Source organism: Sphingobium sp. LMC3-1-1.1, from assembly GCF_040676285.1.
In the GTDB taxonomy this organism is placed as follows: domain Bacteria; phylum Pseudomonadota; class Alphaproteobacteria; order Sphingomonadales; family Sphingomonadaceae; genus Sphingobium.
The window spans coordinates 148,172-173,500 of sequence record NZ_JBEGHQ010000002.1 but is presented as its reverse complement, the minus strand read 5'-3'; the positions used below and the strand labels follow the sequence as shown (position 1 = coordinate 173,500).

The 25,329-nt window shown below is 61.3% G+C and carries 27 protein-coding genes and 1 pseudogene; 7 read left to right on the top strand and 21 right to left on the bottom strand.

The annotated features are described in order from the left end of the window. Window positions 1–127 (top strand): annotated as a pseudogene (locus tag MRBLMC3_RS23080) (IS5/IS1182 family transposase); the annotation flags it as partial. A gap of 55 nt (window positions 128–182) precedes the next feature. On the opposite strand, the gene MRBLMC3_RS06860 reads toward MRBLMC3_RS23080, so the two are convergent. After that, window positions 183–536, bottom strand: a complete 354-nt coding sequence (locus MRBLMC3_RS06860) for a hypothetical protein (RefSeq protein ID WP_363827012.1) — start codon at window positions 534–536, stop codon at window positions 183–185. A 395-nt stretch (window positions 537–931) separates the two neighbouring features. Continuing rightward, on the bottom strand, window positions 932–1,216 hold the full coding sequence (locus tag MRBLMC3_RS06855; protein WP_363827009.1) for a hypothetical protein: 285 nt from the start codon (window positions 1,214–1,216) through the stop codon (window positions 932–934). Between the two features lie 172 nt (window positions 1,217–1,388). Between MRBLMC3_RS06855 and MRBLMC3_RS06850 the strand changes: the two genes are divergently transcribed. Continuing rightward, a complete protein-coding gene (locus tag MRBLMC3_RS06850) occupies window positions 1,389–2,105 on the top strand; it encodes a Crp/Fnr family transcriptional regulator (protein ID WP_363827007.1) in 717 nt (238 codons plus the stop codon). 607 nt (window positions 2,106–2,712) lie between these two features. Here MRBLMC3_RS06850 and MRBLMC3_RS06845 read toward each other — a convergent pair. Beyond that, window positions 2,713–4,059, bottom strand: a complete 1,347-nt coding sequence (locus MRBLMC3_RS06845) for an alginate export family protein (RefSeq protein ID WP_414714628.1) — start codon at window positions 4,057–4,059, stop codon at window positions 2,713–2,715. 46 nt (window positions 4,060–4,105) lie between these two features. Between MRBLMC3_RS06845 and MRBLMC3_RS06840 the strand changes: the two genes are divergently transcribed. Next, window positions 4,106–5,062 carry a chromate resistance protein ChrB domain-containing protein gene (locus MRBLMC3_RS06840; protein ID WP_363827002.1) on the top strand — a complete coding sequence of 319 codons (957 nt, stop codon included), beginning with the start codon at window positions 4,106–4,108 and terminating at the stop codon, window positions 5,060–5,062. Beyond that, complete coding sequence (gene chrA / locus MRBLMC3_RS06835) at window positions 5,059–6,462, top strand: chromate efflux transporter (RefSeq protein WP_363826999.1); 1,404 nt, start codon at window positions 5,059–5,061, stop codon at window positions 6,460–6,462. The genes MRBLMC3_RS06840 and chrA overlap by 4 nt, the downstream gene beginning before the upstream one ends. Window positions 6,463–6,600: 138 nt before the next feature. On the opposite strand, the gene MRBLMC3_RS06830 is transcribed toward chrA, so the two are convergent. From MRBLMC3_RS06830 to MRBLMC3_RS06770, 13 genes are all read right to left on the bottom strand, one after another. After that, window positions 6,601–7,491 carry an SUMF1/EgtB/PvdO family nonheme iron enzyme gene (locus MRBLMC3_RS06830; RefSeq protein ID WP_363826996.1) on the bottom strand — a complete coding sequence of 297 codons (891 nt, stop codon included), beginning with the start codon at window positions 7,489–7,491 and terminating at the stop codon, window positions 6,601–6,603. Then, window positions 7,488–9,215: an arylsulfatase gene (locus MRBLMC3_RS06825; protein WP_363826993.1), complete on the bottom strand. Its 1,728-nt coding sequence runs from the start codon at window positions 9,213–9,215 to the stop codon at window positions 7,488–7,490. Before MRBLMC3_RS06825 ends, MRBLMC3_RS06830 begins: the two co-directional genes overlap by 4 nt. A 78-nt stretch (window positions 9,216–9,293) precedes the next feature. Continuing rightward, window positions 9,294–10,232, bottom strand: coding sequence for a TauD/TfdA dioxygenase family protein (locus MRBLMC3_RS06820; RefSeq protein WP_363826990.1), 939 nt, complete (start codon window positions 10,230–10,232; stop codon window positions 9,294–9,296). Window positions 10,233–10,264: 32 nt separating this feature from the next. Then, window positions 10,265–11,674 carry an MFS transporter gene (locus MRBLMC3_RS06815; RefSeq protein ID WP_363826987.1) on the bottom strand — a complete coding sequence of 470 codons (1,410 nt, stop codon included), beginning with the start codon at window positions 11,672–11,674 and terminating at the stop codon, window positions 10,265–10,267. 7 nt (window positions 11,675–11,681) lie between these two features. Beyond that, complete coding sequence (locus tag MRBLMC3_RS06810) at window positions 11,682–14,030, bottom strand: TonB-dependent receptor (RefSeq protein WP_363826984.1); 2,349 nt, start codon at window positions 14,028–14,030, stop codon at window positions 11,682–11,684. Between the two features lie 44 nt (window positions 14,031–14,074). Further along, on the bottom strand, window positions 14,075–14,254 hold the full coding sequence (locus MRBLMC3_RS06805) for a hypothetical protein (protein ID WP_363826982.1): 180 nt from the start codon (window positions 14,252–14,254) through the stop codon (window positions 14,075–14,077). 1,033 nt (window positions 14,255–15,287) lie between these two features. After that, a complete protein-coding gene (locus MRBLMC3_RS06800; RefSeq protein ID WP_363826979.1) occupies window positions 15,288–15,740 on the bottom strand; it encodes a thiol-disulfide oxidoreductase DCC family protein in 453 nt (150 codons plus the stop codon). After that, window positions 15,733–16,848: a saccharopine dehydrogenase family protein gene (locus MRBLMC3_RS06795; protein WP_363826976.1), complete on the bottom strand. Its 1,116-nt coding sequence runs from the start codon at window positions 16,846–16,848 to the stop codon at window positions 15,733–15,735. Before MRBLMC3_RS06795 ends, MRBLMC3_RS06800 begins: the two co-directional genes overlap by 8 nt. Then, a complete protein-coding gene (locus MRBLMC3_RS06790) occupies window positions 16,842–17,312 on the bottom strand; it encodes a DUF2269 family protein (protein ID WP_363826974.1) in 471 nt (156 codons plus the stop codon). Before MRBLMC3_RS06790 ends, MRBLMC3_RS06795 begins: the two co-directional genes overlap by 7 nt. Before the next feature lie 65 nt (window positions 17,313–17,377). Then, window positions 17,378–17,893 (bottom strand): DUF5681 domain-containing protein, encoded by a 516-nt coding sequence (locus tag MRBLMC3_RS06785; protein ID WP_363826971.1) that lies wholly within the window; start codon window positions 17,891–17,893, stop codon window positions 17,378–17,380. 11 nt (window positions 17,894–17,904) lie between these two features. Then, window positions 17,905–19,182, bottom strand: a complete 1,278-nt coding sequence (locus tag MRBLMC3_RS06780) for a DNA modification methylase (RefSeq protein ID WP_363826969.1) — start codon at window positions 19,180–19,182, stop codon at window positions 17,905–17,907. A gap of 160 nt (window positions 19,183–19,342) precedes the next feature. Continuing rightward, window positions 19,343–19,663 (bottom strand): hypothetical protein, encoded by a 321-nt coding sequence (locus tag MRBLMC3_RS06775; RefSeq protein ID WP_363826967.1) that lies wholly within the window; start codon window positions 19,661–19,663, stop codon window positions 19,343–19,345. Between the two features lie 587 nt (window positions 19,664–20,250). Then, a complete protein-coding gene (locus tag MRBLMC3_RS06770) occupies window positions 20,251–20,688 on the bottom strand; it encodes a winged helix-turn-helix transcriptional regulator (protein ID WP_363738373.1) in 438 nt (145 codons plus the stop codon). A 90-nt stretch (window positions 20,689–20,778) separates the two neighbouring features. On the opposite strand from MRBLMC3_RS06770, the gene MRBLMC3_RS06765 reads away from it, so the two are divergent. Genes MRBLMC3_RS06765 through MRBLMC3_RS06755 form a run of 3 tightly spaced genes read left to right on the top strand, consistent with a single transcriptional unit; the run spans window position 20,779 to window position 23,409 of the window. Beyond that, a complete protein-coding gene (locus tag MRBLMC3_RS06765; RefSeq protein ID WP_363826964.1) occupies window positions 20,779–21,591 on the top strand; it encodes an SDR family NAD(P)-dependent oxidoreductase in 813 nt (270 codons plus the stop codon). Between the two features lies 1 nt (window position 21,592). Next, complete coding sequence (locus MRBLMC3_RS06760) at window positions 21,593–23,182, top strand: phytoene desaturase family protein (RefSeq protein ID WP_363738369.1); 1,590 nt, start codon at window positions 21,593–21,595, stop codon at window positions 23,180–23,182. Beyond that, window positions 23,179–23,409, top strand: coding sequence for a hypothetical protein (locus MRBLMC3_RS06755; RefSeq protein WP_363755395.1), 231 nt, complete (start codon window positions 23,179–23,181; stop codon window positions 23,407–23,409). The genes MRBLMC3_RS06760 and MRBLMC3_RS06755 overlap by 4 nt, the downstream gene beginning before the upstream one ends. Before the next feature lie 32 nt (window positions 23,410–23,441). On the opposite strand, the gene MRBLMC3_RS06750 is transcribed toward MRBLMC3_RS06755, so the two are convergent. The 5 genes from MRBLMC3_RS06750 to MRBLMC3_RS06730 are packed head-to-tail and all read right to left on the bottom strand — an operon-like array spanning window position 23,442 to window position 25,329. Further along, window positions 23,442–23,732 (bottom strand): antibiotic biosynthesis monooxygenase family protein, encoded by a 291-nt coding sequence (locus MRBLMC3_RS06750; protein WP_363738365.1) that lies wholly within the window; start codon window positions 23,730–23,732, stop codon window positions 23,442–23,444. A 10-nt stretch (window positions 23,733–23,742) separates the two neighbouring features. Further along, entirely contained in the window at window positions 23,743–23,910 is a 168-nt protein-coding gene (locus tag MRBLMC3_RS06745; protein WP_363826962.1) for a hypothetical protein, read from the bottom strand. After that, window positions 23,907–24,374, bottom strand: coding sequence for a VOC family protein (locus MRBLMC3_RS06740; RefSeq protein WP_363826959.1), 468 nt, complete (start codon window positions 24,372–24,374; stop codon window positions 23,907–23,909). The genes MRBLMC3_RS06745 and MRBLMC3_RS06740 overlap by 4 nt, the downstream gene beginning before the upstream one ends. Then, window positions 24,374–24,508, bottom strand: coding sequence for a hypothetical protein (locus MRBLMC3_RS06735; RefSeq protein WP_363826956.1), 135 nt, complete (start codon window positions 24,506–24,508; stop codon window positions 24,374–24,376). Before MRBLMC3_RS06735 ends, MRBLMC3_RS06740 begins: the two co-directional genes overlap by 1 nt. Before the next feature lie 53 nt (window positions 24,509–24,561). Further along, the gene (locus MRBLMC3_RS06730; protein WP_363826953.1) at window positions 24,562–25,329 is read right to left on the bottom strand and encodes an SDR family NAD(P)-dependent oxidoreductase; all 768 of its coding nucleotides are present in this window, start codon (window positions 25,327–25,329) and stop codon (window positions 24,562–24,564) included.

The window sequence follows — 25,329 nt, the reverse complement described above, 5'->3', positions numbered from 1 at the left end:
GTTCGGGGTCATGAAAAACCAGCGACGCATCGCCACCCGCTATGACAAGACCGCGCTCTCCTTCGCCAGCTTCCTTAACCTCGCCGCCGTGCGCCTATGGCTGAAATCTTTTGTCAACATCGCCTAGGTTGTTTGCCGTTGGAAAATTGTAGTCCTCTTGACAAATTTCCATCTTCTCGCCTTCAATCGTACATTATAATAAGAATAGTTGCTGCCATAAGAGTAAGTAACGCATTCATGATGACCGCTCGAGTCAAGGTGTTATCACGGAAGAGGTCAGCGCTGAACCAGAATATTTTCGTACTTCGTGGCGTGGTGGAAATACGAGATGTTGTAACATCGGAAAGGTGGCCGTCTTCATTTTTCCATCCGTCGATGGCCTTGTTCGGATTAGTTTCGCCCGGCGCCAGTATAAGACGAGCGCGAAGCCTCCGCTCTTGTTCCGCACCCAGTGCGAGCCCTAGCCGCTCGACCCGCTCATGCAGGGCAGATCGCGGCAATGGCATTTGGGACGGTGTGTTTGATGAGGCAGACATGACACTCTCCTCGTGGGGCGGGAGCGCGACAGTCTCTCAGTCACGGCGGCCATGGACGGAGTCGAAGCCGGGATACGCCAGCATACCACATCTCACGTTGCGATCCTAAAGCCGTTTTCGTAAATGGACGTCTTCACGGAATTGTGGCTTCTTGGCGGAGGGGGTCGTTGCTGCTAATCCTCTCTCATCCTGATTGTCGCGCGGCACCTCTCGCTCGAGAAAGTGTCCGGCTCAAGCTTCCGGCCGCCGTAAGTCGCCATTCGGCGATCCGTCCTGACCGCCCTTAACCGGGGCGACCGGCACAAGGCTGGCCGAAAGCGATCGTTCTGCTCACGCGCGGAAAGGATGCCTAACTGGAAGCGGTAAAGGGAGGCATCCACCACCTCTGTTCAGTCTTATGACTTTGGTAAATCGTTAGCGAGACTTCCGCCGATGGTTCTCAACAAGGCAACCGCCTGTGGCTGTCCACCGGGAATATGAATCCGATCCTCGTCCATTGCGGACTGCACCCCTGCCGCATCGACGATAATCTCAATGGCTTCGAGGGTGCTTAAGCTGCCCTTTGCTACCAGCGCGTGGATCAAGGTTTCAACTAGGACCAGCGCCGCTTCTCCGTGCGGGTCAGGGCCCTTGAACGGCGAAGCGAGGCCCGCACCGAGGTTGTCAACATCTTGCGTCATCGGTTGCCTCCATCAGGCGAGAGCGCGCGTCTCTCAGCCGCCGGAGCCTGAAGTGCGGGCCGACGATCTTGTCATTTTAATAGCAACATGCATCGAGAGCCATCATCAATGTTAACTTTCGACAATAATATACAACAATATTAATTTTGATGATCCTGTGGGACTGTGGCTGATGAACCGGTTCATCAATAAACTGAGCAGATTCGCGACACTGTCTGAAAATGATATAGCGGCTCTGGCCGTGGCGACCGCACATCCGAGAAAGATTGCTGCTCGACACGACCTCATTAGAGAAGGCGATCGCCCCGGGCCGGTGTTTGTGGTTCTGGATGGTTGGGCATGCCGCTACAAGATTTTGCCCAGCGGGACGCGTCAGATCCTGGCCTTTTTAATGCCGGGCGACTCCTGTGACCTGCATGTCGGTCTTCTTGAGCAGATGGATCACAGCATTCAGTCCATAGGGCCAGCCGTCATCGCTACGATTGATCGCCCAGAGATTGACAGAATTATGGATCGCCATCCCAACGTGGCAAAAGCCATGTATCTTGCGCAGTTGATCGATGAAGGGACGTTGCGTGCCTGGATCACTAGCATGGGGCGGCGGACGAGCATCGAGCGCGTCGCGCATCTGATATGCGAACTGTATTTGAGGGCTCGCAATATCGGCCTTATAAATGGTCAGCACCTTACGCTGCCGCTCTCTCAGATATTGCTGGCCGATGCATTAGGCATGACACCTGTCCATCTAAATCGCATTTTGAAAGAATTGAAGGCAAGTGGCGCCATGTCGCTCAGCCGGGGAAGCCTGATTATATCCTGTCCAGAGAAGCTTGTTCAAATTGCAGGGTTTGATGAAAATTATCTCCATCGACATATAAGGAATGGATAATTTAAGAATGGTACAAAAATATAATTCATTTGGGAATTATTTATTTTTTGGTCGAAGTTAAAATAATCGATCTATACATATGTTAATATCCTTTATCTGTCGTAGTGTTATCCATGCACTGCGACCCGAGCCTCGGTAACGAGACTCTACTGGCCCGGTGATTTAGGTCGCTGGGCCAATTTTTTGTCTCGACGATGACGTTCAGAATAGCGGGTATGCGACAGGTGGCGGAAATTGATCTCAACTCGCCGGTGCGGATCGGCCACTCTTTGCTGTCAAAAAGGATTGCTGAAATTGGCTGATTGTTAAAGGGCAGCTATCCGCCCTTAGCCAAAAGAAACCCGACATTCTGAAATCGGCCAGTCGCGGGCTGCCGACAGGCAAAACCGGACCGTCCGCACCTGGGACTTTTCTGCCATTCGCGGGCCCGACGGCGAACGGCTAATCTTGGAAGGATGTGCCCTGCGCGCGAAAATGTGGCGAACGGCATCTTCGAGGCAGCCCAACTCGGTGAAGCTGTCACTGACCGCTTTCTCGAAACGCCTTTAAGTTTGCCGAAAGCAATGCGTGAAGAGTTGATCTTCTCGAGTGCAGTGCGGCCATTTCTTCAGAAACTCGCCATCAAATTGAAGGAAGTATAGCGGGTCCACTTCCTTGGAGGCGCATTGGGCGCGTCGCGCAGGAACCTTCCCTTGGCGAGCAGCACCCCGTCAAATTCGAACCGAAGCCGTAACGGGATAATCCAGTAGCGTACGCGACCTTCGATCTGATGGCCGGCGAAATTGCCGGAACGCCCGCTGCTGTCCCGAACCCCTGTGGACGAAAAGGCGTCGGTTCGCGATGCCAGCCACATCGCGCGATAGACTGCGCACCAGTCCCAGCGCTTGTCCGGCGTCGCCTCCAGCCGAACGCCGGGCGTCACGATGTTGGCACGCGCCACGGAATTGTAGAGCCCCGCAGGAGCAAGGTCTGCACGACGCATCCCGAACAGCGTATCGAACCGACCGTAATCTCCTCCTGCGCGGTCGCCACTTGCCCGGTCGAATTCGACGGATAGTCGCGGCTTCCATGGTCCAGGAAAACTATATCCCGCATCGGCATGGATGAAGCTGGCGCTTACCGATTGACGCTGTGCTGTGGTTACCAAGGATCCACTGATGCTTCCGGTTTGGTAGAAGGCTTCAAGCTCATAATCGAACTTTCCCGTTTCCGGTTCGCGAATGATGCGCCCGCCGAAGGTATTCAGCGATCGATCGCGGGTCGGCCTTCCTGGCCTGTCATGTTCGCCCAGATGGAAATAGGTCAGCTCCGCCGCTGCTGGCCCTAAGGCCTTCGTCTTGCTGACGACGCCGCCCCACAGCACCAGATCGAAGCCTTCATGATCGAACCGAACGCGATGGTTCGTGACGCCCTCCCGATCGTCGGGGCGGCGTTGTTGCGGCAGCGTGTAGATGAAGGTGGCCTTTAAGCCCTCTGGCGCGGTCAGATCTGCGCGCAAGCCAGTATAGCCATTGGTCGTGTTGCGATAATCGTCGGCGGCTACCAGTCGTCGTGATCCAAGGTTGAGGGTCATGCGTCCCGCCGTCAGCTCCAGCTTGGCCCCCTTCCCGAACGGCGCGGCAATATCGGCAGTGACATAGGCCTGCACCAGTTCCAGCGCATTGACCTCGTTGGTGGAGATCGGTGTCCCTGAGTCCTCGCCATAGGCTCGGCTGTCGAACAGCTCTGCCCCTACTCGGAAGGCGCCGCTTCGATATTCTCCAAGCACTTGGGTGCGGATGTTGAACAGGCTGTCCTCGCTGTCAAACCCTGCGCGGGGCTGACCTTCAATTTCCTCGAAGCGAAGCCTCACGCTTCCGTTGAGCGAGAACCCGTCCTCTTGTGCAAGGGCAGGTGCTGCGCAGCAGGCAAGCCACGCCGACAAAGGCAGCTTCAGGGCCAAGCGAGTTTTCATAGGTATAGCTATTTCCACGAATCGAGGTCTATGATACATATGCATCATGAATTTCACCGGAACCAGCCCTTGGCTCGCGCTTTTGCACCAGCTTCCCGCGAAGCCACCCTATCTGCGCGTGAAGATATGGCGGCGATTGCAGGCGGTCGGGGCGGTGCCCTTGAAGAATGCGGTGCATGTTCTTCCCCGATCGCCCGAGGCCGAATTCGCCTTCCGTGAACTGCTTGAGAAGATCATCGCCAGCGGAGGGGAGGCGACGCTCATCGAAGCGCAACTCCTCGCAGGCCAATCTGACGCTGACGTTCGCGTCCTTTTCGATAATGCCCGCGACGCTGATTATGACGAGATTGCTCAGGCCGCACAGCGCCTGTTGCAAACAGGCCCGGCAAGCGGCTCGGACATCGCAAAACTCCAAAAGCGCCTGGAAGAGGTGGGCAAGCTGGATTTTTTCGGCTCACACGGCCGGCAGGAAGCCGAAGCTGCCTTGGCCGAGCTCGACCGCCAGCGCTACCAGCATCCCGATGTCAGCCGGACCGAGCCGGCCCCACTTTCAGAACCGATCGACCTTACAGGGCGCACCTGGCTTACCCGTAGCGGCGTCCATGTCGACCGGATTGCGTGCGCCTGGCTGATCCGGCGCTTCATCGATCCGGACGCACATTTCAAGTTTGTCGATAGCCGTCACTATGATCCGGTGCTCGGCGAGCTGCGCTTCGACATGGTCGATGCCGAGTTCACGCATGAAGAAGGCCGTTGCAGCTTCGAAACCCTGCTGCTGCGCGCCAATCTGACAAGCGATCCCGCACTCGTCGCCATCGGAGAGATTATCCATGAGCTGGACATCGGGGACGGCAAATTCGCTCGGCCCGAGACCGCCGGTGTCGGCGCTATGCTGTCCGGCGTTTGTGCATCCACCGACGATGATCTTCAACGTATCGCCATGGCGAGCGAAGCTCTCAATCAGTTTCATGCCTTTTTCAGCAACAGAAAGACGGACCTATGACGGCAAGTGCATCCGCCATCACCACTGCGGAAACGCCTTCCGCTGGCGATCACGGCATTTCCTTGAAGGAAGCGACAAAGGTCTGGGCACGAATTGCCGCCCTCAGCTTTGGCGGTCCGGCCGGTCAGATTGCGGTCATGCACCGGATCCTGGTCGAAGAGAAACGATGGATAGGTGAGGAGCGTTTCCTTCACGCGCTCAACTACTGCATGCTGCTCCCAGGGCCAGAAGCGCAGCAACTCGCCGTCTATATCGGCTGGCTCCTGCACAAGACCAAGGGCGGCCTCATCGCTGGCGCTCTGTTCGTGCTGCCCGGTTTCCTCGCGATACTGGGCCTGAGCTACGTCTATGTGCTGCTTGGTCAGGTGCCGCTCATCGAGGGGCTTTTCTTCGGCCTCAAGGCGGCTGTGCTGGCGGTAGTGGTGCAGGCTGTCGTGCGCGTCGGATCCCGGGCGCTCAAGAACAACGTTATGCGCGGCATAGCCGCCGCTGCATTCGTCGCGATTTTTTTCCTCGATGCGCCCTTCCCAGTGATCGTGCTCGCAGCCGGACTCGCCGGCTATCTCGGAGGGCGCAGCGGCCTGCCGCAGTTCAAGGGCGGTGGCGGTCATGGCGCAGCCGGTGGTGAGGTCATCCACGACCGGGACACCGCACTTGGCGAAGCCTTGCCCGCGCATGCGAAGCCAAATTACGGCTGGTCGCTGCGAATCTGCTCGGTCCTGCTGCTGCTCTGGCTGGCACCGGTTCTGACGCTGTTCCTGGCACTCGGACCCGATGACGTGTTTTACCAGATCGCCAGCTTCTTCAGCCAGATGGCGGTCGTGACGTTTGGCGGCGCCTATGCTGTTCTCGCTTATGTCGCGCAAGAGGCGGTCGACACCTTCGGCTGGCTGCAGCCGGGTGAAATGTTGGACGGCCTTGGCATGGCGGAAACCACCCCCGGGCCGCTGATCATGGTGACGCAGTTCGTCGGCTTCCTGGCTGCCTTTCGCGATGCGGGTCCTTTGTCGCCCCTGGCAGCCGCAACCCTCGGCGCGATCCTGACGACCTGGGTGACCTTCGTGCCCTGTTTCCTGTGGATCTTCGCCGGTGCGCCTTTCATCGAGCGGCTGAGAGGCAACAGAGCCCTGTCCTCTGCTCTGACAGCGATTACGGCGGCGGTGGTGGGCGTGATCCTCAATCTGGCCCTCTGGTTTGCCATCCACACGCTGTTCGGTGAGGTCCGGTCGGTTGCGACACCGACAGGTTCTCTCGACGTGCCAGTGCTGGATTCGATCAACATCCCCGCGACTTTACTGTCGATCGGCGCGCTGGTCGCGGTCTTCCGGTTCAAAATTGGTGTTTTGCCGGTATTGGGCGCCTGCGCAGCAATCGGCGCCGCCTATGTCCTCCTGGCGTGAACTCCCGCCGAGAATGACCTACCCATCGATACGCGCTATTTCGCAGGCGATCGCTCCGCAATTCCCCGAGAGGAGATGGACCATGCAATGGTTGCACGCGAACGGCCAAAGACCGAGTGCATGCGTTTTAGGCCGACCCTAGGGAAAGGCTGGTTCGGCTGAAATCGTCCTGAACCCAATGTGCGATGTGCCCAGGTCAAGTTCCTGCGCCTGGAAGGCAGCCGGTCGGAAGTTAGCGCAATAGTTCATAGCGCAGAGATAGGAGCCGCCCTTGACCCGGCTGGTGCCATCGCGCTGTTCGCTGGTCCATTCCCAGACATTGCCGACCATGTCGTGGAGGCCCAAATCATTGCCGCCAAAGCAGCCCACCGGCGCGAGGCCGACATAGCCGTCCTTCCCAGTGTCGCGGACCGGGAACACGCCCTGCCAGCTGTTGGCGATCGAATGATCCTCGCCTGCATAGGCCCAGCTTACCGCCTTCCGTGGGGAGGTCTGGCTACCGCGAGCGGCGCGCTCCCATTGCGCTTCGCTGGGAAGCGCGCCGCCGGCCCAGCGCGCATAAGCCGCCGCATCCTGATAATCGACATGAATGACAGGCCAGTCCTCCCGCCCGGCGATGCTGCTACTGCGACCTTCAGGATGACGCCAGCTGGCGCCTTTGCGATAGCGCCACCAACTGGCCGCATTGTTGAGATTGACCGCGCCCGTGGGCGGCACGAACAGGGCCGAGCTGCCTGCGCGCTCGGCAGCGGTGCGATAGCCTGTCGCCGCGACGAAAGCGGCGAACTGGCGGTTTGTCACTTCATGCCGGTCAATCCGGAACGCCGCCACGGCGACCCTGCACCCCGGTCGCCCCTCACCATCCTCACCCAGCAGCACCGTGCCCGCAGGGACGAGCACTCGCTCGTCCTTGCTGTCGCAGCGCTTCGCCGCCGACCAAGATGCTCGGGGTAGCGGCGCCGCGCCCAGCAGCGATCCCGCGGCGACCGACAGGAAGACCGCCGATCTGACCTGCCGCACCCGGTTCATTTCCGCCCGTCTGCCTGCGCCGGCAGGATCACCCCCTTATCCCTCGCATAGTTGTTCCAGTCGGCGACTAGTTCCTGCAACTTGGTCGGCTGGCTCGCCGCCAGATCATGTGCTTCGGCGGGATCGCTGGCGATGTTGAATAACTGCCATGTGCCGGTGCCGACGCTCTTGCGCGGGTAGGCGCCGCCGGAACTCGGCAGGAAAACTGCCTTCCAGTCCCCCTTACGCAAGGCGCGGCGGTAGAAAAGCTCGGTGCCCACCGCCTCGGTCGGCGGGTGCAGTTCCGCCTGGCCGCCGATCAACAGGGGTGTCAGGCTATGCCCTTGGATGGGAAGGATGGGACGGCCCGCAAAGCTGCCCGGCTGCGTCAGGCCGGCAAGGTCGAGCAAGGTCGGCGCGACGTCGGTGACGTTAATGAAGGCGTTGGCGATCCGCCGCCCGGCAATGCCAGGTCCCGCAGCAAAGGCGGTGACCCGCGTCCCGCCCTCGGTCGGATAGCCCTTCACCAGCCGGGAAGGCGAACTGTTTGCCTGCGCCCAGCCAGCCCCGTAGCCGACATAGGATGTGGCCGTGCCGATATTGCCGAGGCTGTTGTCGATTCCCAACTTGGCCTTGTCTTGCGGCGTCAGCGTCAAGTGGATTGGCGCGTCGATGTCGGTGCCTTCCGGTCCGTTATCGGCAAGGAAGATGATGACCGTGTCATCATATCTGCCAAGGCGCTTGAGCGTGCTCACGACCCGTCCGACATTCTGGTCCATGCGGTCGACCATCGCCGCATAGACTTCCATCTTGCGCGCTTCGATCGCCTTTTCCTCAGGGGTGAGCGAAGCCCAGGGCTTCACACCCTCCCAGCCATGGGGCTGAAGGCTGAAGGGAACGAGCCCCAACTCCTTCTGCCGCTTCAATCTCGCCTCACGCAGCGCCTCATAGCCCGCATCGTAGCGGCCCTTATATTTGGCGATGACCTCAGGCGGCGCCTGGATGGGCCAGTGGGGCGTCGAATAGGGCAGATAGGCGAAGAAGGGGCGATCGTCCTTCGCGCCTTCCTCTAGGAAACCAATCAGCCGGTCGGTGAAATAGTCGGCGGAAAAACGCCCTTCGGGATAGGTCACGACCTTCCCATCATCGCGATAGGTGGGGGAGGATTTGATCGCTTTCCAGGCGTCATTCTGGTCCGCGCCGAAATGGTTGCCCAGCCCTTGAAGCAGGGCATAGGATCGTTCGAACCCACGCGCCGCCGGGCCGCGATCAGGCGTCAGGCCAAGATGCCATTTGCCTGACATGAGCGTGCGATAGCCGCCTTGATGAAGCAATTCGGCGATCGAAGCGACCCGGTCGTTCAGATATCCCTCATAGCCCGGCTGCCCGACCTGACCGGGTTGAAGCGTTTCGGCCATGCTGCCAAGGCCCGCCTGGTGGTTATCGACGCCGCTCAACAACATCGATCGCGTCGGCGAACAGGTCGGCGCGGAGTGGAACCCGGTGAAGCGGACGCCCGCCGTCGCGATCGCGTCCAGATTAGGCGTTGCAATCTCTCCGCCGAAGGAGCCGAGGTCGGACCAGCCCAGGTCGTCCGCAACGATCAGCAGGAAATTGGGACGGTGCGGAGCGGGAGCGGACCTGGACGCGCTTGACGCAACGGGAGCAGTCCGCGCCTCTGCCATGCCGCCGCAGGACAGGGCGGCGAGGCCGAGAAGGATGGCTGTTTTCGAAAATTTTTTCATTCGACAATCCGTAACTGGCTCGCGTCGCCAGATGAAAGAATGCCGGGGACAGCAAGCTGCCCCCGGCATCGACGATCATCAGGCAGCGATGGCTTGAACGGCCTTTTCGACCTTGACTGATTTACTACGGCGACCGTCGATCGCCACCGGCACATCGCCCGCCACCGTGGCACGACGGAGCGTCCGGCGCTGGAAGCCGAAGTCGGCGATGGCGCGATGCTGGGTCGACCGGTTGTCCCAGATGGCGACATCGCCCGCCCGCCAGCGCCAGCGAACCGTATTTTCGGGCTTGGTGATATGATCCTGCAGCACGGAAAACAGCCGCTGCGAATCCGCAGGGTTAAGGCCGACGAACTGCTTCACGAAATGGCCCAGAAGCAGGCTGCGCTCGCCCGTTTCGGGGTGGATGCGCACTACCGGATGTTCCGTCTCGTAAACGGTCGACGCAAATATCTTGCTATATTCTTCCGACCGCTGGGCATCCTTGCTGCCGAGCGCAGCGGCATAGTCATATTTGTTGGAATGCACCGCCCACAGTCCGTCGACCAGCGTTTTCAACGCTTCGGGCAATTCCTCATAAGCCGTCGCGCCATTGGCCCAGAGCGTATCGCCGCCCGCCTGAGGAACGGTGATGGCGCGCAGGATCGATGCCTGCGGATAGGCTTCGACGAAGGTCACGTCGGTGTGCCAGCTCGAGGCGGCGTAGCCTTCTTTGGAGTCGAGTTCGAGCAGGTAGCGCGATCCTTCCGCGACCGGCACGGTGGGATGCGCGACCGGATCGCCCAGCAGCGCGGCGAATTCCTCATGCCGCTGATCGGTCAGTTCGTCCTGATCGCGGAAGAAGATGACCTTGTGCCGCACCAGCGCCGCGCGGATCGCGGCGAGCGTTACGGGATCAAGCTCGCCCGACAGAGCGACACCGCGGATTTCCGCCCCGATGCGGCCAGCGACCGGCACGATATCGAGGGGGCTTTCGGCATCCTTAGCGTTGATGAAATTGTGGATCTGGTCAGTCATGTCACGTCTCCTTGGGGATAACGGTGGCGGGGTTATTCGGCAGGCTGGGCAGCGTGGTCGCGTTCATCCAGCGCGCGGCGAATTTCGGTATGGGCGGCCTCATCCAGCGGGAAGCCGTGGATCAGCCAGGCGGAAAGGAGGTGGGCGACGGCGGGGCCGAGGGCGAAGACGGCGAGCAGGCCGTGCAGCGCCTCGGTCGTGTTGCTCGCAACCCTGGGATCGAAGCCGAGCCAGCCAACGAGCGGCAGGGCGATGCCGACGGCGGCTGCCATCCCCGCCTTGGTCGACAGGCTGAAAGCCGAGAAGAACAGGGCTGTCCGGTCTTCACCCGTGCGCAGTCGGTGTTCGTCGGCAATGTCGGCCACCATGGACCGCAGCATCAGATTGCCCGACCCTTGCGTCAGCCCCTGAGCGAGGGTCAGCGCCAGCAACAGGCCGATCTGGCCCGGCACGACGAGCAGCAGCCCGACATTGATTGCGGCCTGCGCCAGTTCCCCCGCGACGGCGGCGCGATGCTTGCCGATGCGATAGCCGATCTGCGCCCAGATCGGAGCGGCGGCGATGCCAAAGACGAACTGGAAGAGGAAGAGGCCACTCGCCCAGTGGGGCAGGCCCATATAGTGCGTCACGAAAAGAACGATCAGGGCGCTGCGGATGCTCTGTCCCGTCGTGACCGCGAAGTCGGACAGCAGCACCCGGCGTAGCAGCGGGTGACCGAACAGCGCGCCCAGCGTTTGACGGAACGATAAGCGCGCGCTTGTTGACGGCGCTGCGGGCGCCTCGGCCTGGCTGCGCAGCGTCACCGCCAGCGAGACGATGAGGCTGACAAGCACGACGCTGCCCATCGCCGCGAGCTTGAGGGCGCCATCCTCCGGATTGATCTGGTCGATGATCGTCGGCAGGATCAGCACCACCAGCAACGATGCGGAGCCGGCGACGGTCTGGAACGTCGCAATCCGCGTACGTCCATGATAGCCGCTATCCAGCTCGCCCGACCAGGCCAAATAGGGTATCTGCACCATCGACCAACCGAGATAGAAAAGGAACAGGCTGGCCGTGAGATAGAGCGGCGATACCAAGGAGGAGGCAGGGAAGAACAGCGCCGCGCCGGACACCCCGAACAGCGCTGCCCCGGCAACGATCCATGGCCGGCGTCGGCCGAAACGCCCATGGGTGCGGTCGCTCAGCGCGCCAATCAACGGGTCGGCCACTGCACCCCATAGCCGTTCGCCCAGGAAGATCGCGCCGATCACCGCTAGCGACAGCCCGAACTGCTGAGCGTAGATCGCCGGAAGATGAACCGCCAAGGGCATCTGCGCCGCCGTGATGGGCACGAACAGCGAGGCAAAGCCCGCCAATCGCCAGCCACTCGTGCGATTTTTATCCTGCGGTGTCGTCCGAGCGGAGGAGCGCGACGCGGCGTAGGAATATGCGGTGGCCATCAGAACCTCACAATCTGGTCTTGAGGGTGACCCCAATCGTGCGCGGGTCGCCGATCGTACCGGTGACGAGTCCGAACGCGCCAGGATTGAGCGCCTGGAAATATTGCCTGTCGGTCAGGTTGCGCGCCCAGACGCTGATGTCCCACAGGCCGTTGTCAGCGCGCAGGCCAATGCGGGCGTTGAGCAGCCCGTAGCCCGGCACCTGCGCATAGCGGCTGTTGCTGGACGAGGTGTTGAAGCTGGAACGGTGCGAGAAATCGGCATGGCCGTAAATCTCGATCCCATGGCCGCCGATCGGCTGCGCCACATCCGCGCCCAGCGAGTAGGTGAACTTGGGAATACCGCCCAGTTGCACACCGGTCAGGTCCTGCGTCGGCACCAGCGCGGCGCTGCGTTCCGGCGCCTGCGGGGCGTTCCTGTAGTCGCGATAGGTCGCCTCGACATAGGATGCCGATGCGGTCAGGTTGATCCATTTGCTGGGCGCATAGCTGAGGTCGCCTTCGATCCCGCGCGACCGCACCTTGGGAATGTTGGAAATATATTGGACGAAGGTGCCAAGGATGTTCGGTTGGGTGATCGCCGTCTGATAGTCGCTGACCTCGGTCCAGAAGGCGGCGGCGTTGAAGGTCAGGCTGCGATCCAGCCAGGCGCTCTTGAAGCCGAGTTCGAAACTGTCGACCGTCTCCGGCTTCACTTCCGGCGCCGCGCCATTCGGAATGTTGGTGAGGTTGAGTCCGCCTGACTTGCTGCCACGCGAATAACTGCCATAGACGAGGGCGTCGGGCGCGATCTTCCAGCTGAGCGTCGCTAGCCCCGACACGCTGTCGTCCCGGAGTGCGGCGGCGTAGCTGGTCTGAGGGTTGAACTGATTGCGGATCGCCGTCGCCGCTGCTGCTTCTGCGCTGGACGGCGCCGACAGATCGGCCCCGGCCACCCAGGACTGGCGATAGACGCCCTTCTTGTCCTCATGCGTGTAGCGCAGACCGCCGGTCAGGCTGAGTTCGTCGCTGATGTTCCAGCTTGCCTGCCCGAACAGGGCATAGCTTTTCGTGACCGGTTCCGAATAGCTGCGGGTTTCAAAGCCATTGAGCGCCGCATTGGAGACGACCGGGTTGGCGACCGGAACGAACCAGTTGGGCGCGGCCGCACCGTAGGCCGACGCGCCATAGCCACGGATCGTCTGCCAGAAATAATAGGCGCCCACAGTCCAGTCGACGACATTGCTGCCGGTCGAGCCAAGCCGCACTTCCTGGCTGAACTGGCGCTGGCGATTCGCCTGCTGGGCCTTAGTCGTCACCGGCAGGCCGGTGCTGTCGCCATCGTTGGCCGGGTCCCAGTCCCACCAGCGATAGGCGGTAATGGATGTCAGCGCCACCCGGCCCAGATCCCAGTCGATCTGACCCGATGCGCCATAGCTTTTCATGAAAGCCTGATAATGGCTGTCGGAATCCCCCTCGCGCGCGAAAGGATCTGCGGGCAACAGCGTGTATCCGGCGCGCGAGGCGCGGTCGAAGATGTTGTTGGAGATCGTCGCGCCGCCGTCGAAGGTCCCAAAATAGGCAACGGGAATGTTGAGCGCATAATGCTGCTTCTGGTGCGAATAGTCGCCGATCAGCCGCACGGACAGGATATCGGTCGGCTTGACCAGCAGTTGCCCGCGGATCGAGAAGTTGTCGTAGTCCTGCGCCTTCGAACCATCGTGCAGATTGGTCAGGAAGCCATCGCGGTGAGTGTCGGCGAGCGATAGGCGAAAGGCCACCCGATCGGAAATGATCGGCGCGGACACCGACGCGCGCAGCTGGTGATAGCCATAGTCGCCCAGGCTTATCTCCCCCTGCGCTTCGGGGTTGAAGCTGGGCTCCCGACTGGTGATGTTGATCGCGCCAGCGGTCGTGTTCTTGCCGAACAACGTGCCCTGCGGGCCACGCAGCACTTCGATCTGCTGAAGGTCGACGAGGTCGAACTGCGACTGGCCGGGGCGCCCATAATAGACATTGTCGAGATAGAAGCCGACGCCATTTTCCAGCCCGTCATTGGTCAGCGCGACATTGGCCCCTAACCCGCGGATATTGATATTCGTATTGCGAGGATTGAAGCTGAATATCTGGAGGCTGGGCACCAGCTGCTGCACTTGTCCCAGCGTAAAGTTTCCGGTCTTGTCGAGCGTGTCCGCGCCGAACACGTTAAGCGCGATCGGTACGTCCTGCGCATCTTCCTCCCGGCGGCGGGCGGTGACGGTGATCGCCGCCTCGCTTTCAACGGCATCGAACGAAGCCGCATCCGCTGCGGCGGCCGCAGGCGCCTCGTCAGCATAGGCCGGGCCGGACCCGACCGCTCCAATGATGGCAACGGACAAGAATAATTTCTGGCGGAACGAGCCCTTTGTTCGGCTGTTAGTTTTCACTGATTTTCCCTGTCGGTTTTACGGTTTGGATTGATGGTCGGGGCGGAACCACGCCGGATTTGTTCGCCCAGCGGGGTGATGCCGAAGATGGCGGCGGCCGCCTGTTGCAAGGAAACGGGATAGGTGAAGGGGCGCGCCCCGCCCTGATCGGCGGCGTGTCTATCGTTCGCGGCCATGATTCATCTTTCGGCCAGCGCGGCGGAGCGCTTGTCGATCACAGGCGAAGCGCGTCGCGCACCGCGAAATCGATCAGATGGGCCTGATCAGGTCAGCAGGGTGGATGCGCTCCTGTCGCGGACGCGCACCTGGAGGCCTCCGGCAGTGGGCCAGCCTCAAGCGAAAATATGTGCAATATCCGTGCATCGTTCATTCTCCTGGGGGGAGAACACGATCCCTGGCGTGGTCGCCTTAGCATCGCGCGCTTTAGCCGTTGTTGACGCGGAGCAAGCTGCACCCCTTCAAAAGCCGCGGGTCGGTTCAGGCAAGCATGCCCGGGAACGATGACCGACCGCTCCCTTACGAACAATCTCTACATAAACAATAGAGATTCGACGGCAAGCCAAGTTGTCCTTTTCATTGCCCAACTTCTGCTGTCTCGATCCTGCGGGTGACGTGGACCGGAACGCTTCATGCGCGAAGGCGTGGAAGGCCTGTTGCGTTACAAGTCCAATCCGCCCGGCAAGACGTCGGTGCCACCCAAGCGCGTGGCAGAGATTGTCCGCCCTCACGCAGAAACGCCGCCGCACGAAGTGACCCACTGGACGGCGCGGGCGATGAACGAATGTCCAGTTCCCCGAGGTGCGCCGCGAAGCGGCCTGGCCGCTTTCTATCAGTTGCAACCAAAAACTCCGACGCCTGTGATCAATCCGTCGGTAAGCTGTACCGGCGCCAATGGGGATCTTCGATCGAGATGGGTGTCTTGCCACTCGGCAGCTTCCAAGGGAGCGAAAGGCCGGTTCCGGCACATGCTGACGTTCATCATGATGCACTCAAACGTCGCAGTTTGGGTCGACATCTGCCCCAAGGCATGGGCAACAAGGAGGGCAGCTTTGCCGCTTTCGCTCTCCGAACCTGCCACTCCTCAACCGGCCATAAGGAACCGAGGTTCTCAACCATGAAATTCGAGCGGCAAACCTGAAACGCGAAAATCGCCGCAGATTGGAAAAACGCTTCAATGGAGGAAGGAGCATGTCTCCGGTGGGTGCATTTCTAAAGCAGCCGTCTTCTCTGGTCCTGAGTCAGCAACTCGCAATAGTCGACCTTACCGAACCAGCGATAGCGGTTGCGAGCAACTATGGCATAAAGCCGATCACGCAATCGCTCGGGCATGAGCGCAAAAATCTGGAACAGCCGCCACCAACCGCCGAGAATTCGGCATAACTCCAGATAACCGCGTGAAGCGGTGTAGGCGTGCCCGTTTGCGATCAACAAATAGCTCTCATCCATCTCGATGTCATAATGAGCATAAAGCGACTGGCCCAGTTTCTCCTGCCCGGGGGTAAAGTTGACGCGGGCATCGCGGTCATGGCGCATGATCCAGCTCGCTCCGCCGGAACAAAGAACGCAAATGCCATCGAACACGAACAAGGCTTTGTTGTCGTCAAAATCCGGCACGCGGGGGTCGTCTCGGTAGCTGAAGGCCCGTTCCGAAACTTCAGGCATCGGCATCATCCCGATACACAGAGATGTCGAGCCCCTCCAGCGCCGCCAGATAGCTATCAAGATCAATGAGGTCGATGCAGGGCATTGCGCCGCGTCGGGCAACCGCTCCCCTCGCCAACTGCTGCGCGAGCAGGATTGCCGGCATGCAGGGGATATAAGGGCCATGCCCTGATCGCGCGACGATCCAGAAGCGGCGTGTCAGCGGCTCGCCGTCATGGCCAGCCCCGGTCAGGAACATGTGAAAGCCGCTACGCCCAGACCCAAAGCGGTCAAAGACGAAGGCGAGCTTGAGTAGGTTTTCCGCGTGATCGCTCAGCGATCCGATCATCCCCAGCCGCACCAGCAGACCAAGCATACGCGTGCCGACATGGAGAAATTTCAGTTCATGACCCGCAGAGAACCGCATCGATCTCAATGTCGGATAGCGCCTCGGGAATAGTTCGAGGTCAGGGATGTCGCAATTTCCGAACAGGCGACAGCCAAGATCGGGATAGCGCACGGCATGCGTCTCTTCCCATCCGTAGACCGTTTTCATCACACCCTCGCGAAGCATCGTCATCGGCTTGCCGACATAGCTCAGCACGGCTGAAGTCGTGGCCAGGCCACGGTTGGTGTGTTGAGCCGCGCTGATGCCGTAATCGACCGCGCCCAGGCGCGCGAATGCTGGCAGATAGGCATCAATCACGGCGGCGGTGAGACAGGGCACCGAACTTGCGCCACTCACCACCAACACATCCTTTGCCTTCGCATCGGTATCAAGCTGATCGATGGTCGCCACAAATGTTCGTGCGTCGGCCAGATCGAGATAATGACTGCCCTGCGCGACACACGCCTTGGCGACGCGGTGATCCTGTGATTGAAATGGACCCGTCGTGTGGATGACAATGTCGGGCGCGATCCGGGCAAGCGCCTCAGCCAGATTACCATCAATATCGATGGCATGGCCCTCTGTCGCATTGCTCGCGTCAAGCGAGGTGGCGAACGCTTTCGCCTTTGCCGCCGAACGTCCACCGATCAGAAGGCGAATGGCCCGGTCCCCTGCCAGGCGGCGCGCAATATAGCTGCCGAAATTGCCATAGCCGCCAATGATGAGGACGCGCGCTACCATGTCGGCTTGGTCACCATGAGCCAGAAGATGATGATAAGACCGCCAAAAGCCGGCCAACCCAGCGTAAACCACAGCCGGAAGAGTTTGGCATAGGCCACTGCATCGAATGTTTCGCCGCGCGATTGCCGTTCCAGCAATCCTTTCATGCGGAGCTGGATTAGGACAACCGGAATCCAGCAGATCGCCGCTAGCAGATAAAAGCAATAGGTCACTATCAGCCAGTAATCATTCCACAAGAATCCGCCCTGCCATATGAGCCATGCGCCGCTGACGGGCTGGATGATGACAGACGGCAGGGTGAAGAGGAAATCAGCCTTCACTGTCATCCGGGCGGCAAAGACGCGCTCAGCCGGGACCCGGCTTCGCGCGCCGAAGAACATGAAATTGGCGATGCCGATGCCTGTTCCGAACACGATCGTCGCACTGATGATGTGCAGCGTCTTGACGAGAAAATACCAATCCATGGAGCATCGCTACAGCAGCATGTCCGGCATCGCCAGTTCCTCTTCCAAAACCAATGCGCTAAGTCCTACCCTTCGCTAGAAAGACTGCCCTCCTGAGGATCGATAGGAACAAGCTTGCCGTCGCGATATACCATGCGCGGCACGCTTTCCCGTTTGGCGGCCGCCTTGTCTTCAAGCAATTGCACCAAGCGCGCCGCAAGCGCTCGCTTTTGCTCTTCCTCGGCCTCCGCCTGCGCCGTCTCAGCTGGAGACAGCGACGCTGCACTGAGCCTGCGCCTCGCCGCCAGCTCCTGTGCCACGATCTTGGCCGCAGCCTTGTCGCCCGCCATCGCCTTGGTCATTTGCAGCAGGTAGAAGGCCTCATCGCTGGGGATCATCACAACCTCGCCATCGATGGTGACACGACTGCGCCTCTGGCGAACCTTGTCGAAGGCGTCGGGCTCGCTTGCCTTTTTACCATTCCGGCCATGAGGGTTGAGCACCTGCCCGGGCTTGACCCGGCTGTGCTGCGGGGGGCGGGCGTAGCCGATCGCATAATCGCCGCTGGGCTTTTTCTTCGGCCTTTTTGGTGCCTTTGCCATCTCGGGCCCCCTCACTCTGCCACCGCGATAAGGGCATTCGCCCGCGCCGCGCGCTCGTCGAAGGTTTCGCCGGTTTCGGCATGGGTCGCGGTCCCGCCAGTCCATGCCTGCCACCGCCGCACGGCAAGATCGACATAGAGCGGATCCAATTCAATCAGCCGCGCACGGCGGCCGATCTTCTCGGCCGCGACCAAGCTCGTGCCCGAGCCTGAGAAGGGATCGAGCACAATGTCGCCTCGCTTGGTGGTGTCGAGAAGCGCATCGGCCACCAAGCGCACGGGCTTGGGGGTCGGGTGCTCAGCCAGAATATTGCCCTCGTCACTCCCTTTGCTGGCGGTAAGCGCAGATGGGTAGGACCAGACATTGGTGCGGGAGCGGCCATATTTCCCCAGCATCACATTGTTGCGCATCTTGCCCTTGGTCTTGAAGATCAGAATGAGCTCGTGCTGCGAACGCAGGAAACTGCCCTGCCCCGGGCGATCCTTCGTCCAGACCGCGAGATTGACCAGCGGCCCCAATATGTCCCTGGTGGCATCGAGCAACGTGTGGAGGCTGCGCCAGTCTATTGCCTCGTAAACGACTGCGCCGGACGCAAGATATCTCGCCATGGCCGTGTTGAACCCGGTAAAGAAGCGGAACAGCTCGTCCCCCGACATATCGCCTGACCCCATGACGAATTCACGGTGGCGGCCCTTGCCCGACACAAATCCATCAATGCCGCAGCCATAGGGCGGATCGGTAAAGACCGCATGGGCCTTCTCGCCCTCCATCAGTTGATCATAGATCCGGCCATCAAGGGCATCGCCGCAGATCAGGCGATGGCCGTTCATGATCCATAGATCACCGAGTGTTGAAACAGCCTGCTTCTCTAGCGCGACGGGAACCTCTTCCGGTTCGTCCGTGCCCATGTCGAGCATCAGGTCGACCTGCGCGACCTCGTAGCCGAAATCACTGATGTCGTACCCCAGCTCCACTTCGCAGCGGAGCATGATTTCACCGATCTTAGCCTGGTCTGGCTTACCAATCTCGCCAAGCCGGGCATAGGCGACGGAGAGCGCCTGGGCTTCGAGTTGGCCGATCGCCTTGAGCCGTATCACCGGCACCTCGGTTAGTCCGATTTCCTGCGCCGCTAGGAACAGCGCCTGACCGATGATCACCTCGCCGCGGTCATCGGCGACAATTGGCTGCTGGATGCCGAAGCGCTTGACGATACGCTTGAGATAGCGTCGCTCGTCATTCGAGTAGAGGCGGATGCTTTCCAGCACCCGCAGAGCTGAGGTCGGTATCATCTCTACACGGAACGGCTGATTGTCGCCGATCGGGCCTGGTGACGAGCCTGGGCGATCATGATCCGCCCGGAGTGATTCAGTAGATGGATTAGGCATGTAGTGTCTCCTCGAATGAAAGAGACAGACTGATTAAGCCTGATTCCTTGTGCGGAAAAAGAGCTTATTTTCGCGGTGCGAATACCGATCTTACCTCTGCCAGATGCCGCTCGACCGCTTCTCCCAAGGGGCTAGCGACAATCACGCCATCAGGCAGGCGGGCCGGCTGCAGCAGAGCCTTACGCTGATAATAGCGCCGCTTGAGCGTTGCCTTGTGAAACCGTCGGCCCTGCGAATCCCAGAAAGGAAGCTTTTCACAGACGCTATTCACGCTCAGGCCCGTGACAACGCGCCCGATCTCCACATGGAGCAGGAGTCTCAAGTCATCTTCATGCTGAAACGGGCGTCCGCTGGCCCTTCTCAATTTCGCGGGATCATCACTCATGCGCGCCTCCTGACATCATACAGATCAGGGCAGTTGCTTCGGCGCGCAAATGCCTCACAAGGGATAATGCCGTACAGCTAACAGCGGCGCAAGCGTCGTCATGGGGGATGGCAGCTATTCCCAGCCGCATTCCCATTTTCTCGAAAGCGGTCGCCGAAAATATCTATCGCTCCAGCACGTTACGACTGTGGTCGGCGCAGATCACCGCCGCGAAAACACGAATTTCCCTATAAATTCCCATCCAAATGGGAATTCTCAGATACTGAGACCGGATCGCTCCGGACTGCGTCGCGCACCATTCCATCTTGAAAATCTCCCTCCTCCCCCCCTCAAGGGGCCCGTTGGTGGTTTACGGTGTGATCGCCCTTGTGCACGATCTCGCCCGGCTAGATGCGCTCGGTCATCGCGTCCCGCGAACCCGTCGCGATCGATCGCACTGGATCAAGGTCGAATATCGGATGAACCACGTCCGGGGATGACCTGCGCGCCTCTCCCCTAGCGTATTTTCAAGTTGACCGTTTACGGTCGACGGCTGGGAAAATGCGGCCTCAAAAGACTGAGCGATTTCCACTCAAAGTGAAATCGCTCTAGTCGTCAGCCGCGTCGAAGGCTGCACGCGCCATGCGGATCGCCTCCTCGTTCGCGTTCACCCAGTAAATCAGCCGTCGCGTCTCTCCGTGCAGCGCCGCGCCCAGCCCGGTAAGCGCATAGCTCACCTTCGGCGGCACGTCGGCGCTTACGCTGCGCGCCACGAAGCCGTCGCGTTCGAGCGCGCGCAGCTTCAGGGTCAATATCCGCTGTGAAATTGCCTGCTCGGCCGAGAGCGTCGCCAGCAGCCGCCTGAGTTCGGCCTGGCGCAGCTCGCCCGTGGCGAGCACCAGCAGGATCAGGGTCGACCAGCGGTCGCCCAGCAGGCCCATGACCTCACGCACCGGGGCGTCCCGCGCCGTGCCGTGCCGTGCCATTTCCTGGGCCAGGCTGGCCAGGCCCGGACGGTCCGGAGTATCGCTGCACCCGTTGGTCATGATGTGCCCTGGGCACAAAAAAGTGCCGTCTTCCCTCTGTTCGCGGATACATTATGCCGCCTGCCGGGAAGGTCAACGAATTGGGAGAGCATGATGGCCGAAGATGCCATTCGTCTTGACGGCAAGGTGGCGATCGTGACCGGCGGCGCCGGGGGCATCGGCTCGGCCACCGCACGGCTGCTCGCGCGGCGCGGCGCCAGCGTGGCGATCGCCGATATCGCGTTGGATCCGGCTCGCTCCTTGGCCGCCGGAATTCCCGGTGCCATCGCCGTGTCCCTCGACCTTGAGAGCGAAGCCTCGATCGAGGCGATGATCGCCGAGGTTGTCGCAAGGTTCGGCCGTATCGACGTGCTCCACAACAACGCCGCCCTGCTCGGCCCCGATATCGCCCGGGCCGACGGTGACATAGAGCACATGGCGACGGCCCTCTGGGACCGGACCTACGCCGTCAACGTGCGCGGCACGATGATCGCCTGCCGCGCCGCCCTGCCCCATCTGCGCGGCACCCGCGGCAATATCGTCAACATGGTCAGCAACCTCGCCGTGCAGGGCCATCTGATCCAGTCGGCCTATTCCTCGTCCAAGGCCGCGATCATCCAGTTGACCCGCGCCATCGCCGCCAGCCACGGCAAGGCCGGCATACGCTGCAACGCGGTCGCCCCCGGCATGACCATGACCCCGGCCCTGCGCGAGGCCTTTCCCCCTGCCCTGCGCCGGACGGTCGAGGATGAAACCCTGCGAGATCAGCTCGGCGAGGCCGAGGACATTGCCGAGGTCGTGGGATTCCTCGTTTCGGATGCGGCCCGCCACGTCACCGGTCAGGTGCTGGTGGCCGATGGTGGCTGCGCCAGCCATGTTCCGGGCCTCGCGGGCTTCCGCTCCTTCCTGTCCGGAGAACATTGAAATGAGCCCTTACGACATCGTCGTCATGGGCGCGGGCCACAATGGCCTCGTCGCCGCCGCCTACATGGCCAAGGCGGGCAAGAAGGTGCTCGTCCTCGAACGCAAACCCCATTATGGCGGCGGCGTTTCCACCCGCGAATTGCTTCACCCCGGCTTCTGGCACGACGAACATTCGAACGTGCACATCATGATCCAGGGCAACCCGATGCTGCGGGAGGACGAGCTGGGGCTGCTGTCGAGGTTCGGCCTGGAATATATCTACCCCGACCTGATCCATGTGAGCATCTGGGATGATGGCACGGTCATCCGCTCCTACAAGGATCTCGACAAGACCTGCGAGGAACTGGCGCGGATCTGCGGCCCGAAGGACGCGGAAGCCTACCGCCGGTTCGTCCAGATGAGCCAGACCGCACTGCCCATGCTGGTCAGCGGTCTCTACAGCCCGCCCTTCCCGATGGGCGCTTTCGTGGCGATGATGGACCAGTCCGACGAGGGCCGCTTCCTCCTCGACCTGATGCAGCGTACCGCGCTCGACATTGTCGACGCCTATTTCGACAGCGAACTGCTCAAGCTCCACATCGTCCGCATGGTGACCGAGAACCTGCAGATGCCGGACGAGCTCGGCACCGGCATGGGCGCCTTCGTCATGCCCGGCATCGTCCACAGCTATGGCTGCTCGATGCCCAAAGGAGGCTCCGGCCAGCTCTCCCACGCCCTCGTCCGCGCGATCGAGCATTTCGGCGGCGAGGTGCGCTGCAATGCCGAGGTCAGGCGCGTCATCGTCTCAGGCGGCAAGGCTGTCGGCCTCGAACTCGTGGACGGCGAGACCTTCATGGCCAGGGACGGTGTGATCGGCGCGATTCATCCCCACGTCCTGCGCAAGTTCGTGGGCGAAACGCCCGAACCCGTGCTCCAGCGGGCCGAGCGCGTGACCCAATCGACTTTCTCGATCAATCTCACCCATATGACGCTCAAGGAGCGGCTTCGGCTCAAGGTCGGCAACGACTGCAACGCGATGATGACCGAGCTGATGGATTTCTACACTGTGCGCGACATGAGCCTCGAATATGACAAGCTGCGCCGGGGGGAGGTCAGCTCGCGTCTCGTCGCGGGTGGCGACAACACGATCTTCGATCCTTCCCGCGCCCCTGAAGGAGCCGGCCTGTTCTACGGCGTCAACTTCGCCCCCTATAATCTCTGGCCGGGCGGCCCCGCCTCGTGGGACGAACGCAAGGAGGAGATCGCCGACAAGGCTCTCGCCCAGTATCGCAAGTTCTACGTCAACCTCACCGACGAGAACATCACCGGCCGCCTCATCCGCTCGCCGATCGACCACGAGCGCGACAGCCCGGCCAGCTTCGTGCGCGGCGACATCCACGGCTGCGCGCCGTTCTTCTACCAGTCCGCCGGCCACCGCCCGACTCCCGACCTCGGAAGCTTGCGCGTGCCCGGGATCGAGGGTCTCTATCTTGTCGGCCCCTTCATGCACCCAGGGGGCGGCGTGTTCGGCGCGGGCCGCGCCACGGCCATCCAGATGATGGACGACATGGGGATCGACTACGACAAGGTCTGCGGAAGGGCCGTCCAGTGAGCAATGCAGCCAAGCCCCCGGTGGCGAGGATTCTCGACGCCAACGACAAGGAACTCATGGCGATCCGCAAGCTTGAGCGCGACGGCAACACGCTGGTCGTGCGCGGCAAGATCTTCGGCGCCATGCCCATGGTGGCCAAGCTCACGCCGGGCGAGGCCCGCGCCGCGCTCAGGCTGCTGGATTTCCGGACAATCCTGTTCCTGCTGACCCTGCTATTTCGAAAATGAGGCGATATCCAGGAGCGCTGGAGCCACGGTGATCAGATGACCGTAGCGACATGCTCCACGCTGGGGGGCTCGACGAAGAATGGCCCGGCCAGGGCCCGCCAATGCTGGAAGCCCTGGCTTTCGCGGAAATCGACCATGTGCGCCTCGACGCTTTCCCAGCCGACCACCAGCCGATAACGCTCGGGATGCTCAATCGACCGCTGCAGGGCGAAGGAGAGGAAACCCGTGGCGCCTTCGAAAAAGGGCCGCGCCGCAGCAACCGCCGCCTCAAACTCGGCGCTGCGCGTAGGGTCGATCGTCAGCGTTGCAATCTCATATATCATGCTGGGTCTTTCACAGGCTGGGTTTTGCACAAGTCCATTTCGCCGTCAGCTCGATGCCGCTTCCGATCGGAAACTCGTCGCGCACCGCCAGCCCTCCGGGCCAAGCTCGCGCGTCCGCCGTTGCGCGGTCGGCATAGCGCTCGAACTCGGCTGCAACCTTGGGTTCAGCGAAGATCATCCAGCCCTGATCACCGGGCCGGTCGCCGCTGTCAAGCGACCACCACCCGGCCCCGGCTGCTGGGAGCCATCCTCGACAAATTCGATCAAATTGCCCGCGCAGTCGCGGATGAAACAACCCTTGCCGAAGGCTTCGCGCACGACAAACGCGATGTCGGCTCCCTTCTCCGTCATCTCGGCCAGAAATGCCTCGATATCCTCGACCCGGAAGGCCACATGCTTGTTGCCGTGGACCAGCAGGTCGCGCAGCGGAGAGCGTCGGTCCTCAGGCAGCGACGCCGCCCCCTCCACCTCGAACAGCTCGAATCGCAGCGGCCCCTTGCGCACCATGGCGGTGTGGCTGCGCGCCGCCTCGATCCAGAACCGCTTCTCCAGTTCGAAGCCGAGTACGCGTCCATACCATTCGATAGCCTCGTCAAGGCTGGGTACGGATACTCCTCCGTGATGAAAGGTGAACTCCGCCATCAGCGCATCTCCGCAAGGGTTTGGGCCCGCCAGTCGGTCATGCAGTCGCGCATGCCGATGCCGCACCCGCGCACCGGACGGCGGCGCTTGCCCGGCTCGGGATCATTGCCGCCGCAGACCAGGGCCAGGTTCATGCCGGGATTCCACATGCAGTTTCGGAAAAGCATTCGAACATGAGGATTTCTTCCTAGTCGGCGGTCCAACCGGCATCGACCACCATGCTGGTGCCGGTCATGAAAGCGGAGGCGTCGGAAGCGAGGTAGAGGACGGCTCCCATGAGGTCCTCGACCCGGCCGATGCGGCCGAGCTTGATCTTGGTGAGGACATTGGCCCTGAACACGGCATCGGCGAACATCGGGGCGGTCATCGGCGTCTCGATGAAAGTCGGTGCGATGGTGTTGGAGCGGATGGCATGGGGGGCAAGGTCGAGCGCAAAGCTCTTGTTCATGCCCTCAAGCGCCCATTTCGACGCGCAGTAGAGGCTGCGGTTGGGTCCGCCGACATGGCCCATCTGGGACCCCATGTGGATGAGGCTGCCGTGCGTTGCCGTCTCGATCATCCGTTTCGCGCAGGCCTGCGCGACAAAGAAGGCGGCCTTGAGGTTGAGGGCAAGGACGGCGTCATAATCCTCTTCGGTCACGTCCCATATCGGCTTGGGCCGGTTGGTCCCGGCGTTGTTGACAAGGACGTGGAAGGGCTCGCGCGCGGCGAAGAAGGTCTCGACGGCGGCAAGGTCCGAGACGTCGAGCACCGCCGCCTCCGCCGTGCCACCGGCGGCACGAATGGCCTGGGCCGCTTCCCCGATCTCGCCAGCGGAACGGGCGGCAAGCGTGACCACCGCGCCCGCCTGCGCCAGCGCCGCGGCGCAAGCAAGGCCGATACCGCGCCCCGCCCCGGTGACGAGGGCGCGGCGATGGTCGAGGCGAAAGCTGGGAGTCTGGGGGAGAGCGGTCAT

Coding starts and splice junctions, on each gene's coding strand:
- MRBLMC3_RS06860 (WP_363827012.1), bottom strand. CDS start 536: ATGTCTGCCTCATCAAACACACCGTCCCAAATGCCATTGCCGCGATCT.
- MRBLMC3_RS06855 (WP_363827009.1), bottom strand. CDS start 1,216: ATGACGCAAGATGTTGACAACCTCGGTGCGGGCCTCGCTTCGCCGTTC.
- MRBLMC3_RS06850 (WP_363827007.1), top strand. CDS start 1,389: ATGAACCGGTTCATCAATAAACTGAGCAGATTCGCGACACTGTCTGAA.
- MRBLMC3_RS06845 (WP_414714628.1), bottom strand. CDS start 4,059: ATGAAAACTCGCTTGGCCCTGAAGCTGCCTTTGTCGGCGTGGCTTGCC.
- MRBLMC3_RS06840 (WP_363827002.1), top strand. CDS start 4,106: ATGAATTTCACCGGAACCAGCCCTTGGCTCGCGCTTTTGCACCAGCTT.
- chrA (WP_363826999.1), top strand. CDS start 5,059: ATGACGGCAAGTGCATCCGCCATCACCACTGCGGAAACGCCTTCCGCT.
- MRBLMC3_RS06830 (WP_363826996.1), bottom strand. CDS start 7,491: ATGAACCGGGTGCGGCAGGTCAGATCGGCGGTCTTCCTGTCGGTCGCC.
- MRBLMC3_RS06825 (WP_363826993.1), bottom strand. CDS start 9,215: ATGAAAAAATTTTCGAAAACAGCCATCCTTCTCGGCCTCGCCGCCCTG.
- MRBLMC3_RS06820 (WP_363826990.1), bottom strand. CDS start 10,232: ATGACTGACCAGATCCACAATTTCATCAACGCTAAGGATGCCGAAAGC.
- MRBLMC3_RS06815 (WP_363826987.1), bottom strand. CDS start 11,674: ATGGCCACCGCATATTCCTACGCCGCGTCGCGCTCCTCCGCTCGGACG.
- MRBLMC3_RS06805 (WP_363826982.1), bottom strand. CDS start 14,254: ATGGCCGCGAACGATAGACACGCCGCCGATCAGGGCGGGGCGCGCCCC.
- MRBLMC3_RS06800 (WP_363826979.1), bottom strand. CDS start 15,740: ATGCCTGAAGTTTCGGAACGGGCCTTCAGCTACCGAGACGACCCCCGC.
- MRBLMC3_RS06795 (WP_363826976.1), bottom strand. CDS start 16,848: ATGGTAGCGCGCGTCCTCATCATTGGCGGCTATGGCAATTTCGGCAGC.
- MRBLMC3_RS06790 (WP_363826974.1), bottom strand. CDS start 17,312: ATGGATTGGTATTTTCTCGTCAAGACGCTGCACATCATCAGTGCGACG.
- MRBLMC3_RS06785 (WP_363826971.1), bottom strand. CDS start 17,893: ATGGCAAAGGCACCAAAAAGGCCGAAGAAAAAGCCCAGCGGCGATTAT.
- MRBLMC3_RS06780 (WP_363826969.1), bottom strand. CDS start 19,182: ATGATACCGACCTCAGCTCTGCGGGTGCTGGAAAGCATCCGCCTCTAC.
- MRBLMC3_RS06775 (WP_363826967.1), bottom strand. CDS start 19,663: ATGAGTGATGATCCCGCGAAATTGAGAAGGGCCAGCGGACGCCCGTTT.
- MRBLMC3_RS06770 (WP_363738373.1), bottom strand. CDS start 20,688: ATGACCAACGGGTGCAGCGATACTCCGGACCGTCCGGGCCTGGCCAGC.
- MRBLMC3_RS06765 (WP_363826964.1), top strand. CDS start 20,779: ATGATGGCCGAAGATGCCATTCGTCTTGACGGCAAGGTGGCGATCGTG.
- MRBLMC3_RS06760 (WP_363738369.1), top strand. CDS start 21,593: ATGAGCCCTTACGACATCGTCGTCATGGGCGCGGGCCACAATGGCCTC.
- MRBLMC3_RS06750 (WP_363738365.1), bottom strand. CDS start 23,732: ATGATATATGAGATTGCAACGCTGACGATCGACCCTACGCGCAGCGCC.
- MRBLMC3_RS06745 (WP_363826962.1), bottom strand. CDS start 23,910: ATGATCTTCGCTGAACCCAAGGTTGCAGCCGAGTTCGAGCGCTATGCC.
- MRBLMC3_RS06740 (WP_363826959.1), bottom strand. CDS start 24,374: ATGGCGGAGTTCACCTTTCATCACGGAGGAGTATCCGTACCCAGCCTT.
- MRBLMC3_RS06735 (WP_363826956.1), bottom strand. CDS start 24,508: ATGAACCTGGCCCTGGTCTGCGGCGGCAATGATCCCGAGCCGGGCAAG.
- MRBLMC3_RS06730 (WP_363826953.1), bottom strand. CDS start 25,329: ATGACCGCTCTCCCCCAGACTCCCAGCTTTCGCCTCGACCATCGCCGC.